At 37.2% G+C, this 14,437-nt stretch carries 15 protein-coding genes and 1 tRNA gene; 15 read left to right on the forward strand and 1 reads right to left on the reverse strand.

Annotated features, from left to right (window positions below):
* The first annotated feature begins 37 nt into the window (after window positions 1–37).
* The 15 genes from aroA (at window position 38) to ACJMML_RS10895 (ending at window position 14,076) form a co-directional block, all read left to right on the forward strand.
* On the forward strand, window positions 38–1,360 hold the full coding sequence (aroA, locus tag ACJMML_RS10825; protein WP_405307375.1) for a 3-phosphoshikimate 1-carboxyvinyltransferase: 1,323 nt from the start codon (window positions 38–40) through the stop codon (window positions 1,358–1,360).
* Window positions 1,353–1,982, forward strand: a complete 630-nt coding sequence (gene nth / locus ACJMML_RS10830; RefSeq protein ID WP_405307330.1) for an endonuclease III domain-containing protein — start codon at window positions 1,353–1,355, stop codon at window positions 1,980–1,982. The genes aroA and nth overlap by 8 nt, the downstream gene beginning before the upstream one ends.
* Before the next feature lie 139 nt (window positions 1,983–2,121).
* Window positions 2,122–3,069 carry a cysteine synthase A gene (cysK, locus tag ACJMML_RS10835; protein ID WP_405307331.1) on the forward strand — a complete coding sequence of 316 codons (948 nt, stop codon included), beginning with the start codon at window positions 2,122–2,124 and terminating at the stop codon, window positions 3,067–3,069.
* Window positions 3,070–3,129: 60 nt separating this feature from the next.
* Window positions 3,130–3,846 (forward strand): serine O-acetyltransferase, encoded by a 717-nt coding sequence (gene cysE, locus ACJMML_RS10840; RefSeq protein WP_405307332.1) that lies wholly within the window; start codon window positions 3,130–3,132, stop codon window positions 3,844–3,846.
* A 1-nt stretch (window position 3,847) separates the two neighbouring features.
* Window positions 3,848–4,222, forward strand: coding sequence for a transcriptional regulator (locus ACJMML_RS10845; RefSeq protein WP_405307333.1), 375 nt, complete (start codon window positions 3,848–3,850; stop codon window positions 4,220–4,222).
* A gap of 73 nt (window positions 4,223–4,295) precedes the next feature.
* A tRNA-Cys gene (locus ACJMML_RS10850) sits at window positions 4,296–4,366 on the forward strand.
* 31 nt (window positions 4,367–4,397) lie between these two features.
* Window positions 4,398–5,744, forward strand: a complete 1,347-nt coding sequence (gene cysS, locus ACJMML_RS10855) for a cysteine--tRNA ligase (RefSeq protein WP_405307334.1) — start codon at window positions 4,398–4,400, stop codon at window positions 5,742–5,744.
* Between the two features lie 221 nt (window positions 5,745–5,965).
* Window positions 5,966–7,261, forward strand: coding sequence for an O-acetylhomoserine aminocarboxypropyltransferase/cysteine synthase family protein (locus ACJMML_RS10860; protein ID WP_405307335.1), 1,296 nt, complete (start codon window positions 5,966–5,968; stop codon window positions 7,259–7,261).
* Between the two features lie 80 nt (window positions 7,262–7,341).
* On the forward strand, window positions 7,342–8,550 hold the full coding sequence (nifS, locus tag ACJMML_RS10865) for a cysteine desulfurase NifS (RefSeq protein WP_405307336.1): 1,209 nt from the start codon (window positions 7,342–7,344) through the stop codon (window positions 8,548–8,550).
* A 2-nt stretch (window positions 8,551–8,552) separates the two neighbouring features.
* Window positions 8,553–8,927 (forward strand): Fe-S cluster assembly scaffold protein NifU, encoded by a 375-nt coding sequence (gene nifU / locus ACJMML_RS10870; RefSeq protein ID WP_292600174.1) that lies wholly within the window; start codon window positions 8,553–8,555, stop codon window positions 8,925–8,927.
* 55 nt (window positions 8,928–8,982) lie between these two features.
* Window positions 8,983–9,348 (forward strand): desulfoferrodoxin family protein, encoded by a 366-nt coding sequence (locus tag ACJMML_RS10875; RefSeq protein ID WP_405307337.1) that lies wholly within the window; start codon window positions 8,983–8,985, stop codon window positions 9,346–9,348.
* A 126-nt stretch (window positions 9,349–9,474) separates the two neighbouring features.
* Window positions 9,475–9,927: a hypothetical protein gene (locus tag ACJMML_RS10880; RefSeq protein WP_405307338.1), complete on the forward strand. Its 453-nt coding sequence runs from the start codon at window positions 9,475–9,477 to the stop codon at window positions 9,925–9,927.
* A gap of 12 nt (window positions 9,928–9,939) precedes the next feature.
* Complete coding sequence (locus ACJMML_RS10885; RefSeq protein ID WP_405307339.1) at window positions 9,940–12,201, forward strand: OB-fold nucleic acid binding domain-containing protein; 2,262 nt, start codon at window positions 9,940–9,942, stop codon at window positions 12,199–12,201.
* A gap of 4 nt (window positions 12,202–12,205) precedes the next feature.
* Entirely contained in the window at window positions 12,206–13,090 is an 885-nt protein-coding gene (locus ACJMML_RS10890; RefSeq protein ID WP_405307340.1) for a hypothetical protein, read from the forward strand.
* Window positions 13,091–13,098: 8 nt separating this feature from the next.
* Window positions 13,099–14,076 (forward strand): zinc ribbon domain-containing protein, encoded by a 978-nt coding sequence (locus tag ACJMML_RS10895; protein WP_405307341.1) that lies wholly within the window; start codon window positions 13,099–13,101, stop codon window positions 14,074–14,076.
* Here ACJMML_RS10895 and ACJMML_RS10900 read toward each other — a convergent pair whose 3' ends face one another.
* Entirely contained in the window at window positions 14,077–14,367 is a 291-nt protein-coding gene (locus ACJMML_RS10900; RefSeq protein ID WP_405307342.1) for a winged helix-turn-helix domain-containing protein, read from the reverse strand. It lies immediately after the preceding gene.
* Between the last annotated feature and the right edge of the window lie 70 nt (window positions 14,368–14,437).

Consider the following 14,437-nt stretch of genomic DNA (forward strand, 5'->3'; position numbering starts at 1 on the left):
ATATTATTAATTTAAATTAAAAATAATTATGGATACAATGATTCTTAAGGTAAAAAATATTTCAGAAATTGGTGGAGTTGTTAAGGCACCGCCATCCAAAAGTTATTCACACAGAGCAGTGATTTTAGCGTCACTGGCTCAGGGGACATCAAAATTATATGATATGCTGTACTCAGAAGATACCTTGGCATCAATTAGAGTATGTAAGGCTTTGGGTGCTAAAATAAATATGGCTAATGATTGTTTGGAAGTTATTGGGACCGGAGGCAAATTACATAATTCTTCTACTGATCCAATTGATTTGGCAAATTCTGGAACTACCTTAAGATTAATGACTTCAGTTTCTGCTTTAAGCGATAATGAAGTTACTTTAACCGGTGATGACTCTTTGCAGACCCGTCCGATGGGACTTCTTATGGATGCATTGGTGCCGCTGGGAGTTGAAACTTGTTCTTTAAAAGATAATGAGAAGGCGCCGATTTTAATCAAACCAGGTTATGCCGGTGGTCAGACCAATATCATGGGAAACGTCAGTTCCCAGTTCATTTCATCAATTCTGATTTCGTCCCCATTATCTAAAAAGGGTGTAAGATTGTATGTATTGCCTGAATTCAAATCAAGACCTTATGTTAACATGACATTGGATATCATGAGGAAATTCGGTGTTAAAACTCTAAAAGGATATTATTTGAAGCATGAAAACTGTGATAAGGAGCATCAGGGCTGCAGAATTGACGAGTTCCTTGTAAGAAAGCAGGATTATGTTGCTTGCGATTATACTGTTGAGGGGGACTATTCTTCAGCATCTTACCTGCTGGCATTGATTGCAATCAACGGCGGAAAAGCCAGGATTAAAAACCTGTTCAGGGATTCCAAGCAGGGTGACAAGTACATTTTAGATATTCTGCAGAAGATGGGCGCTACAGTCATCCGTGGAGAGGATTATGTTGAAATCGCTTCCGAAGGCAATCTGAAGGCGATTGATGTTGATTTGTCAAATGCTCCTGATTTACTCATTACCGTTGCGGTTCTGGCTGCAATGGCTGAAGGCACAACAAACATTACAGGTGTTGCTCATGCAAGGGTTAAGGAAACCGACAGGATAGACACGACCTGCAGGGAACTGGAGAAATTGGGCTGCAAGCTGACTGAAAGGGAAGATGGCATGAGCATAACAGGAGGAGTAACTTCCGGTGTTGTCGACTCACATGGGGACCACAGACTGGCAATGGCATTTTCACTGATTGGCCTCAAGCATGACATTGAAATTACAAACGGAGAAGTCTTTGACGTGTCTTTTCCTAATTTCATTGAAGCGATGGCAGAACTTGGATTTGAATTGGAGTTAAAAAATGAATAAGGAAGAACGTGTTATCAAGTTGATTGAAGAGCTGGAGAGTGTTTTTGAGATAAGGACTTTCCTCGACCATGATCCGTATAAGGTTTTAATCAGAACCATCCTGTCTCAAAGGACAAGGGATGAAAATACAGACCAGGCAACCAATAATCTTTTTGCCAAATATCCGGACATTTATGCCGTTGTTGATGCTCCGATTGATGATGTCAAGGAGCTGATCAGACCTGCCGGTTTTTACAATGTCAAGGCAGGCAGAATCCAGGAAGTTTCACAGATTTTGATTGACCAATATGGCGGTGAGGTTCCGGATACCGTCGAGGAAATGGTCAAGCTTCCGGGAGTTGGCCGTAAAACCGCAAATTGCGTAATGGTATTTGCATTTGAGCTTCCGGCAATTCCTGTTGACACTCATGTTCACAGAATTTCCAATCGTTTGGGACTTGTTGATACTAAAGACCCTGAAGAAACCGAGGTTGAATTGTGCAAGATTGCTCCAGAGGAGTTATGGATTAAATTGAATGATTTGATGGTTCAGTTTGGCCAGAACATCTGCAAACCGATTGGTCCTCAGTGTGAAATTTGTCCATGCACTGATATCTGTGATTATTTCAGGGAAAATATCTAACTAATTTTTAGTCATACCAAAACATTTATAAAGTAAAACAATGTTATATAACAATAGTTATTATAACAAATGTTATATGACTTTTAATGTAACCCCTTTAATATGCCTAAAATATAATTAATATATAGGAGAATAAAATATGGTAAATGTTCCAAAATTAAAAAGAGGAGTACTCGATAGCATAACCGACGCTATTGGAAACACTCCAATTGTAAGATTGAATAATTTAACTAAAGACTTAGAAGCAGAAGTGGACGTTAAAATCGAATCATTCAACCCAACCGGAAGCGTAAAGGACAGGGTAGCGGTTGCAATGATTGAAGATGCAGAGGAAAAAGGCATTCTCAAGGAAGGTTCAACAATCATCGAGCCTACCAGCGGTAACACCGGTATCGGTCTTGCATTTGCAGCAGCCGCTAAAGGATACAAATTGATTTTGACCATGCCTGAAACCATGTCCATTGAGAGAAGAAAATTCCTAAGTGTTTTAGGAGCTGAATTGGTATTGACTCCTGGTGCTGATGGAATGGGAGGAGCTATTGCAAAGGCAAACGAGCTCAATGAGGAAACTCCTGATTCAATAATTTTAGGTCAATTTGACAATCCTGCAAATGTCAAAATCCATGCTGAAACTACCGCTCAGGAAATCCTAAGGGATACTGAAGGAAAAGTGGACATCGTTATTGGAGGTGTCGGTACTGGTGGAACAATCACTGGAATAGGTAAGGTATTGAAAGAAGAGGTTCCAGGTGTAAAAATCGTAGCAGTCGAGCCAAAAGACTCACAGACCCTGGGAAAAGGTGAAAAAGGACCTCACAAAATCCAAGGTATAGGTGCAGGATTCGTTCCATCAATCTATGATGCCGAAGTGATTGATGAGATTATTCCGGTTGCAAATGAGGATGCGGGAAACACTTTACTCGCACTTGCTAAGGAGGAAGGTATATTTTCAGGTATATCCTCTGGTGCTGCAACTTGGGCTGCCTTAGATTTAGCTAAAAAAGAAGAAAATAAAGGTAAAAGAATAATAGCCATTTTACCTGATAACGGTGAGAGATATCTCTCTGTTGACTGGTTATTTGAATAAGATTAAGTATATATACCATATGTTATATAATTTAAGTATAACATATTATGAGGTTTATCAATGTTTGACAATCTGAGGGCTGAAATTAAAGCTATTAAAGAAAAGGATCCTGCTGCAAGGTCTACATTGGAGATTTTTCTATGTTACCCAGGATTTTGGGCCCTGATAATGCATAGGGTTAGCCATTGGCTTTGGATTCATTCTTTCAAGCTTTTGGCCCGTATGAATTCCAACTTGGCAAGATTCCTTACGGGCATTGAAATTCACCCTGGTGCAACATTCGGTAAACGAGTATTTATTGATCATGGTATGGGTGTTGTAGTCGGCGAAACCGCTATTGTTGGTGATGACGTACTGTTATATCAGGGAGTAATCCTTGGGGGAACAAGTACAGAAAAAACCAAAAGACATCCAACAGTTGAAAAGGGAGTGATTGTTGGAGCCGGTGCAAAGGTAATGGGAAACATTACCATTGGGGAATATTCCAAAATCGGTACCGGTGCAGTAGTTTTAAAAGATGTTCCTCCTCAATCAACCTGTGTTGGTGTTCCTGGAAGAATTGTCAAACGCAGAGGTGTGCGTCATGAAGAGGTTGACTTGGACCATGGCAAGCTTCCTGACCCTGTTGCCGATGCAATTAGAGTAATCGAAAAACATCTTCAGGAAAATGATAAGCGTTTCGAAATTTTATTCGAAAAGCACGAAATTTGTTTGACTGAAGATATTAGAGATGAACAAGAAGAATTAGAGGATTTATTTAAAAAAGATGGCGATTAATATGAAACCTCCTTGTGAAATTGTTGTATGGTATGTAATTCCTGCAATCCGATCAGAACTTGCAAAAGAGCTATTAAACTTAGGAATGAAGCAGAAAGATGTTTCAGAACTTATGGACATTACCCAACCTGCAGTATCTCAGTACATCACTGATAAACGTGGAAGCGGCATTAAGCTTGATGATGATGTAAAAGCAATGATTCATGAATTTGCTCGTCAATTGTCAGAAGGCGAAGCCACCAAAGCAGATTTGATACCAAGAACATGTAAAATTTGTAAAAATGTCAAGACTGCAGACGTTTTGGCCCAACTCAATATTGATAAATCTGAACTCGGTGAAGACTGTCAATCTTGTATTGGTTCCGAAGCCGAATAGTGAAATATTGGAAAATATAGTAAAGTATTTAAACTATTAGTTACCAATATTTTATTATACTTTTTTAGTTAGTGGCAAGTTTACCGAGTGGCTAGGTGTGTGGCTGCAGACCATAATACGGGGGTTCAAGTCCCTCACTTGCCTTTTTAATTACTTTTTTTTGAGGTTTATTCTTATGAAAGTTTATTCAACTTTAACTCGTAGTAAAGAGGATTTTAAAACAATTAATAAAAATAGAGTTAACTTATTTGTTTGCGGTCCAACTGTATATGATGATGCACATATTGGACACGGAAGAACCTACATTTCTTTTGATACAATTAAAAGATACTTGGAATACAAAGGATATGCCGTATTCTATATTCAAAATATCACTGATATTGATGATAAAATCATTAACAGATCAAAAGAAAGCGGAATTCCGGCTAATGAGTTGGCCAGAAAATTCGAAAAACGATACATTGAAGACATGAACAAATTAAATGTCAATGGCGTTAATTTATTTGCAAGAGCAACTGATCATGTTGATGAAATTTTAGACCAAATTCAAAGATTAATCGATAAGGGATTTGCCTATGAAACCGAAGATGGAGTTTACTTTGAAATTGACAAATTCCCTGAATTCGGTAAGTTATCCAACAGGAATGTTGAAGAATTGGAATCTCATAGGGACATAGCTGAAACCACCAAGAAAAATCCACAGGATTTTGCATTATGGAAAAAACGTGTCGGAGTGGATGAGCCAACTTGGCCGTCTCCATGGGGTGACGGAAGACCTGGATGGCACATTGAAGATACAGCAATTACCGAATACTACTTCGGACCTCAATATGATGCTCACGGTGGAGGGCTTGACCTAATCTTCCCACACCACGAAGCGGAAATTACTCAAATGGAAGCTGTGTCAGGGAAAGCTCCTATGGTTGAATTCTGGTTGCATACAGGATTTTTAAATGTAAATGGAGAAAAGATGTCAAAATCTTTGAATAACTTTATTACAATTCGTGAATTACTTAAGGATTATGCTGCCGAAACTTTCAGATTCTTTGTATTGTCAACCCATTACAGAAGTCCAATTGACTTTTCTAAAGATTCACTTCACCAGTCTGAAAGAAGTTTGGAAAGAATCAGAAAATACTACGAACAATTGGATGTTGAAGTTGGCGAAGAGGAATTTGAATGTGATGCTCTAAAACCTCACAAGGGTGAATTCTTCAACAGTATGGATGATGACTTTAACACTCCTAAAGCTATTGCTGCCCTTTTTGGTTTAATCAATGATACTAAAAACGATTTGGATAACTTTAGCGAGTCTGATAAAATTGCCATTAAATCATTCTTGGATGATGCATCCCATATTTTCGGGGTTAGCTTTGAAAGTGAAGAGGTAAATGCCGGATCTGATGATTTGCTTAATCTAATTTCTGAAGTAAGATCCGAGTTAAGAGCTAACAAGCAATATGACTTATCAGATAAAATCCGTGATAACCTACAGGCGTTAGGTTATGAAATTAATGATTAAGAGAATTATTCTCTTCTTTTTTTATTTTTTTTCAAGAAATATAACAATGTTTATATACTAAAAATAACATATGTTATTTTTGTATAACATAAGTTATAATTTATTATTCTACTTTTTTTTAGGTTTACCAAAACATTTATATATAAAAAATAACTATTGTTATATAGTGAATATAACACGTGATATATTTTACTGAAATTCAAAAATAAAGGTGATAATAAATGACAAATAAAGATTATGGATTAGCAACATTAGGTGTACGCGCAGGACAAACTCCAGACCCCGCAACTGGGGCTCAGGCGGTTCCTATTTATCAGACAACTTCATATGTATTTAAAGACTCAGATGAGGCTGCAAGAAGATTCGCCCTTCAAGAATTTGGACAAATTTACTCCAGATTAACTAACCCTACTAGTGATGTATTTGAAGCAAGAATTGCTGCTATCGAAGGCGGTAACTCCGGTATTTCAACATCAAGTGGTCTTGCAGCAATTTCATATGCAATCTTAAATGTAACCGAACCTGGAGACAACATCGTATCAGCAGACAACCTTTATGGTGGAACATATCAATTATTCAACTACACTTTCAAGGATCTTGCAAGGGATGTCAAGTTTGTCGACTCACAGGACCTAGAAGCTTTTGAAGCCGCAATTGATGAAAAAACCAAAGCTATTTATGTCGAATCCATTGGAAACCCAAAATTGGATGTGCCCGACTTTGAAGCATTGGCTGAAATTGCACATTCACACGACATTCCATTGATTGTTGACAATACTGTTGGCGTTGGACTTGTAAGGCCTCTGGAACATGGTGCGGATGTCATTGCTGCATCAGCAACCAAATATGTAGGCGGACACGGTACTGCTGTCGGAGGATACATTGTTGATTCAGGTAAATTCAACTGGGGAAACGGCAAGTTCGCGAACTTCACAAAACCTGATCCAAGTTACCACGGACTGGTATTCTGGGATGCATTCGGTGATGTTCCGGAACTCGGAAACCTGGCATTTACCGTAAGGATAAGAGCAAGACTCTTAAGGGACTTGGGTGCAACCCTGGCACCAGTACACAGCTTCTTATTCCTTCAAGGATTGGAAAGTCTTGACGTTAGAGTAAAAAGACATTCTGAAAATGCATTAAAAGTAGCTAAATTCCTGGAAGCTCACCCTAAAGTCAAATGGGTAAATTATCCTGGACTTGAATCACATCCAACTTATGAAATCAACAAAAAATACTTGAAAGACAACTTTGCAGGTATTCTAGGTTTCGGTGTTGAAGGCGGAGAGGAAGCCGGACGTAAAGTAATAGAAAAACTCGAATTGTTCTCAATACTTGCAAACATCGGGGATGCAAAAAGTCTTGCAATCCACCCGGCAAGTACAACACATCAGCAATTGACTCCGGAAGAACAGGAAGCTACTGGTGTAACACCTGACTTCATAAGACTTTCAATTGGTCTTGAGGATGTTGATGATTTAATAGCTGATTTAAGTCAAGCACTTGACAGTATCTGAGTAAAGTAACCCTTTACTCACTTAAAATATTTATATTATAAAATTTTACTTATTAGAAAACAACAATTGGGAGATAAAGAATGTATTTAGATAACTCAGCAACCACACAAGTAAGTGAGGAAGTTTTTAAAGAAATGGAACCATATTTCATACAGGAGTTCGGAAACCCTTCCACTCTTTATGGATACGGTCGTGAATCCAAAAAGGCATTAGATTTGGCCCGTCAAAGAGTGGCTGATGCAATCAATGCCAAACCTGAAGAAATAATATTTACAAGTGGTGGATCTGAATCCGATAACCTTGCAATTAAGGGAATTGCTTTTAAATTGGCAAAAAAAGGTAAACATATAATTACCACCAATATTGAGCATCCTGCAGTAAAGAATACTTTAGGATTTTTGGAATCTCTTGATTTTAAGGTAACTTACCTGCCTGTAAATGAAAAAGGTATAATTGAAATCGAAGACTTAAAACAAGCAATCACTGACGAAACTATCCTGATCAGTGTAATGCATGCCAACAATGAAATCGGTACAATTCAGCCAATTGAAGAAATCGGTAAGATTGCACGCGAAAAGGGAATCAAGTTCCATGTTGATGCAGTGCAAAGCTTTGGAAAAATAGAGGTGGATGTTGAGAAATTAAATATTGACTTACTGGCTTTATCTTCTCATAAGATTAATGGTCCAAAAGGTGTTGGAGCATTATACATCAGAAAAGGAACTCGTGTCGTGCCACTTATTCATGGTGGAGGACAGGAAAAAGGAATCAGAGGCGGAACCGAAAACGTTCCGGGCATTGTAGGGTTCGGAAAAGCCTGCGAATTGGCGGCCAATCAACTTGAAGAGCATTATGAAAAACTCTCTTCAATTAGAGATGAACTGATTGACAAAGTTTTATCCACCATTCCTGAAACATACCTGAATGGAGATAGGGAAGAAAGATTGCCGAATTTGGTAAACTTCAGATTTAAGGCGATTGAAGGTGAATCATTGATTCTCTTATTGGATGCTAAAGGCTATCAGGCTTCAACCGGTTCAGCATGTTCCTCAAATACTCTTGAAGCATCACCTGTGCTCACCGCATTGGGATTGGATCCCGTTGATGTTCATGGGTCTCTGAGAATTTCACTTGCACCTGAAAGCGACACTTTCGATGTGGATGAATTCGTCAGCACTGTTGCCGAAGCTGTCAAAAGATTGAGACAAATGTCTCCGTTATGGAATCAGGAACTTAATTATGATGATATAATGTGTAAAAAACATAGTGATACTTGTAAGAGGTGTTAATAATGGATTATTCAGAAAAAGTAATGGATCACTTTGCAAACCCTAGAAACTGTAGAAAAATGGAAGATGCAAATGGTGTTGGAACTGTGGGAAACCCAACCTGTGGGGACTTGATGACAATCTACATTAAGGTCAATGATGATGAAGTCATTGAGGACATTTCTTTCCAGACATTCGGTTGCGGTGCAGCCATTGCAACCAGCAGTATGATAACCGAAATTGCAGTTGGGAAAACTGTTGATGAGGCTTTAAAAATCTCAAGAAATGATGTTGCTGATGAATTGGATGGTCTTCCACCAATTAAGATGCACTGTTCAAACCTTGCGGCAGACGGCCTTCAGGCAGCAATTGAAAACTATAAGGAAAACAATCAATAATAATATATACTTTGTTTAATAAATTATCTTTACCCAAATATGGAGATGTTTTATTATGGCAAAAATATTAAAATGTGATGACTGTGGAAGTATTATCCAAGTTTTAGTTGAAGACGACGGCGACACATGTGACACACACATGCTCGCTATCCCTGTGCAAACCGAAGGGGAAAAAGCTCCTAAACACAAACCTGTAGTTGAAATCGACGGCGACAAAGTAACCGTAAAAGTCGGTGAAGCTGCTCACCCAATGGATGATGACCACTTCATTCAATTTTTAGTTGTTGAAGCAGGAGCAGAACAATACGCAAAATGCTTTAAACCTGGTGACGTTGCAGAAGCAACATTTACCGTAAACTCAACCGATGATGTTAAAGCATTAGCATTCTGTAACCTACACGGACTTTGGTCCAGCGAATAAGTTTAAAAAAATATTTTTTAAACTTCCTTATTTTTTTTATAACAAATTTTAATAATATCTTTTAATATACTTTATAATGTGTCTAGTTACATTAAATTAATAATTTTTATTGTAGTTTTACTTTTAATGTCTGTTGCTGTTGTTTATATTGAGAGTACAATTGATAATGTTAATGAATCAATGCCTAAGATTAGCGACAGCATTGTTCAGGGAGATAAGGATTACAATGAATCCGTTGAATTATTGAATACCAAATATTTTGACCAATCCAGAGAAAAAGCAATATCTGCCGGAGACAATTATAATAGTAGTTTGCATAGTCTGCAAAGTATCAAAGATCAATATTATAAAGACTTGAATGAAGTTCACAAAGACTACATTGACACAACCATCAAAGAATTGGAACTCAAATTAAAGGCCGTTGAGAATTTAAGAGATGCAATATATTATTTGGAGATGGAAGAGAATTATACCGGATCCGATTGTGGAAGCTACGCAAACGAGATAATGTATGAAGCATTGAACTATCAGAATGAAAGAAATGGGATTGTTCAGAATAATTCAAAATTATTTAGTTAGACAGGTGTTTAAATGAAAACAAAATGTCCGAAATGTAAAGGAATAGGTTCAGTTGTAGTGGACTATAAGGAATGTGATGCCTGTGGCGGAACAGGTTATGAAGATGATGTTTTTGATATAGGAAGTCATTTTAAGGGAGTAAACAGTAAAGCACGTGATAAATTTGACCTTGGAGGAGAAGAGGACATTCCATGTGAGGTATGTAATGGAAAAGGGCAAGTTGAAGTTTATGAAGAATGCCCTCAGTGTCATGGAACAGGTCAAATCAACGTTTGCAGGGACTGTGGAAAAATACTTGATGAAAAATATGATTTATGTCATGAATGCGGTGAAAAAAGAAAGGCTGAGAAAATGAAGCATGATGAATTTGAAGCTAAAAGAAAACAAGCCCGTGATGTATATGTTCTGGATTCAATATGCACTATGAAGGATATTGATAGGGATAAGCTATACAAAGGAAAAATCACTAGGATAGAAAGATATGGGGCTTTCATTTCCCTTAACAATAATGTTTGGGGGCTCATGAGAGGAGATGTATCTGAATATAATGTTGGAGAAGAAATAATAGTATTTGTAACTTCAATCAAATCAAGAGAGGGCAAAATCGATTTTGCACCTGCATATGTTGAATCATATAATCTTAAAAGACTCACCAAATCAATTCCAAGAACCCTTATTTCTCAATTGGATGAAAATAAGGGAAAGATTGTCAGGATTGACGGTGAAGTCCAGCAAATTCAGCAAACCTCCGGTCCTACAATATTTATCATCAGCGATGAAACCGGAACAACAGAAATTGCCGCTTTTGATAAGGCCGGTGAGAGATCATATCCTGAAATCGAGCTGAATGATGCGGTTCAGGTCATCGGTGAAGTCAATGAACATGGCGGAAAGACACAGATTGAGGCATCTTCAATGATAAAACTTGATGAAGAAAGTACACTCCAGCTACATAAGTTGATTGATGATGCATTAAACAGAAAGGCCAGACCTCAAGAGGTCGATTTCTTTGTCAAAAGTGATGTTTTAAACAGGCTCAGGCCTAAGATGTATGAGGCCGCTCAAAGAATTAGAAGAGCAATACTTGACGGAAGAACAATACTTCTCAGACACCACAATGATGCGGACGGTATCGTTTCAGGTGTTGCAATGGAAAAAGCTATTGTTCCTTTGATACAGGAGATAAATCCAAGCAATGATGCTGAATACTATTACTTTAAAAGGTCACCAAGCAAGGCGCCATTTTATGAACTGGAAGATGTTGTGAAAGATTTGTCATTTGCCCTGGAAGACCAGGAAAGGCATGGCCAAAAATTGCCTTTAATCGTCTTATTGGACAACGGTTCAACTGAAGAGGATATTGTGGCATTAATGCAAGCTAAAATATATGATATCGAAGTGGTTGTAATAGACCATCACTCCCCGGGCGAATTGCTCACAAAAGATGAAAGAGATGGCGAAATCTATGGGGCAACAGTGGCGGTTGATGAATATGTGGACACTCATGTAAATCCATACCTTGTCGGTGGAGATTCACAGTTGACTGCAGGCTGCCTTGCAACCGAAGTTGCACATATCATAAATCCTGATGTTGAAGATTTAATCAAGCATCTGCCGGCCATTGCATCATTGGGAGACCGTGCCGAATGCGGTGAAACTTATCAATACCTAAAGCTTGCCGCACAAAAAGGATTTAGCCAGGAACATCTTTCAAAAGTCGCTGAATGTGTTGATTTTGAAGCGTACTTCTTAAGATTCATGAATGGAAGAGGAATAATGGATACCATTCTTGCAGTTGACAATATCGACAAGCACAGAAAAATGATTGATGCCCTATACAAGGAATATCAAAAGAGGATTGACACTCAGCTTAGGGCAGCTCTTCCGAACATTAAAAAGACCAGACTTGAAAACGGAATTTACTTCAATCTGCTGGATGTTGAAAAATTCGCACATAAATTCACATTCCCTGCACCGGGCAAAACCTGCGGATTTGTACATGACCATGTCATAAAGGAACTTGGTGAGGATAAGCCTATCGTAACATTGGGTCATGGTCCTGATTTTGGTGTATTTAGAGCAACTGATGCAGTAAATGAACAATACGGATTCAATGTAAATGAAATTGTAGCAAAGATGATAGAAAAGGTTCCTCAAGCCGGTGTAGATGGCGGAGGGCATGAATGTGCAGGATCTATCAAATACATTGAAGGCCTTGGCCAAGAGGTATTATATAAAGTTGTAGAAGAGATACAATCATTATCCAGAAAATGATAAAATGGCAGCGGGAAATTATTGTAGAATATGCGGTCATAGGATATTACCATATGAACCTTATTGTGTTAATTGTGGCCATAAAACAGGTCATGATTCTAAAAACGTATTCCATGTTTTTACCCCTCCGATATATGATATTGGTTTTTTCAATTTTCAAATAGACTTTTCACCTTATATCAATACCAAAAATGATTTTAAATATGAAATATGCTCCTGCGGTTATCTAAACCACATCAACAATGACTACTGTTATATGTGTGGAGCCAAAAGGTCCCAAAGCAAACTTTCAAAAATTTTCAAAAGAAATACTAAACCTAAATTTTCCTTTGACAATGTTTTATGTGAATGTGGGGCGATTAACTCAATGGAAAATATATTCTGTGAAATGTGCGGAAAACAGCTAAAAAATGAGCAATCGACCTCAGATGACAATTACAGTAACTTTAATTTGGAATTTAACGATTCAATATTTTGTTTCTGCGGCGAGGAAAATGAAAAGTTTTCACAATTCTGCCGCAACTGTGGACTTCCATTGAGCAATTACGGCAAATTGGGTGAAGTCGCAATCCTGTGCACCTGTTCTGCCCTAAATGAAGTCACATCAGATTTCTGCATTCAGTGCGGGTCTAATCTTAAAAAGGAAGATACCAAGATACTTTGCGTATGCGGACATAAAAATCATAAACATTTAAAGTTCTGCGAGAATTGTGAAAGGCCGTTGAATCCTCAGAGAAATGTGAAAACAAGATTTGTTTGTTCTTGTGGAGAAATTTTAAATTGGGATGAGGAATTTTGTCCAAATTGCGGTAAAAATATCAAAAGAAGAATAATTCAAAAAAATTCAATCAATTCAACTGTCAAAAGCCTTAAAGGCATGTTCAGGTAGGGATGAACGTGAAGGAATGTGATGTTTGCGGAACTTTGAATCTTAAGGAAAATAACTATTGCACCCATTGCGGTAACAAATTGATTTTGGAGCATATCTGTCCGTTTTGCGGGGAAACCAATCCTGATTTTTCCACCATGTGTGTTAAATGTAATAGTCAAATTAATCCTATAAGCATTGAGGATTTTGAAACATTATTTTCCGAATTTAACCAGAACCTGTTGTTGGATGCTCAGATTTCCAATGAGCAGTACAATCAGATTTTATCCAATATCTTTATCAGGGCGGAGTATTTTGACATTTGGGGAGATACAATAAGGAATAAGATTTTGAACTTGGCGGGCATATTTACGGAATGCAAGCCTAAGGCAAGGGGATATGAACGGGGATTTATATTTTTGGGTAATAGCATTTATTACGATGACAGATTGGATGATTCAGTTCAAATTGCTACAATTATACATGAACTGGGCCATTTTTTCCTATTTGAAATTATTGAAAATTTGTTATGTCATGTTTTTAAGGTCAAGTCATCTTCTACCCTTCAAAGTTTTGTCTGGTATTTTTTAACCCTTCCCGAATTCAAAATCATGAATGAATATTGTGCCCATACGGTTGAGGGAAGGTTTATACCGTACGGTTATCAGAATTACGGATCATTTAATGTATTGGTTGAGAGCTATGGGTTTGATGATGACTCATTGGACAGCATGATGATTTTAGGAAATTCCTTTGCTAACGAAATAATAATTTATTTGGAAAAATATATTGATGATGAGTTGAGAAGCGAAATAAAGCTTCAATACAGAAAAGATTTAACTCAACCATCTTATGAATCAATTTTTAAGGAAACCGATAATTGTTTTCCATTGGATGTCAAAAATAGCGTTTTATTAAAAATGTTGCATGATGTTTTAAAAGAAGTTTCAAGCAGTGAAGATATTAATGAATTAGAAAGTATAAAAGAAGGTATAGAATTAGGTTAATTATTCTTCTTTTTCTTCTTTCTCTTTAATAGTCTCTAAAACGTCTTTTCCTGTATCGGTTAATCTATATAATCTTCCTTTACGGGCTTCCTCATTAATACATTCAACAATTTCTTTGCTTTTTAATTCACTTAGAACTTTTGAAATATGATTAGTTCTAATTCCACTATCCTTAGCAATGTTTGTTGGTATTTTAACATCATCACCGATTGATTTTAATGTTTTTTCTCGGTATTTTGAGATTTGAACATATGAAGCTAATTTCAAAAGTTCATCGTTATCTTTTACCATAAGTAATTATATTGTCTTTATGATATAAAATATTTTATAACATTGTATGTTTAATTTAAACACCTCTTTG

Source organism: Methanobrevibacter sp., assembly GCF_045130115.1.
Classification (GTDB): Archaea; Methanobacteriota; Methanobacteria; order Methanobacteriales; family Methanobacteriaceae; genus Methanocatella.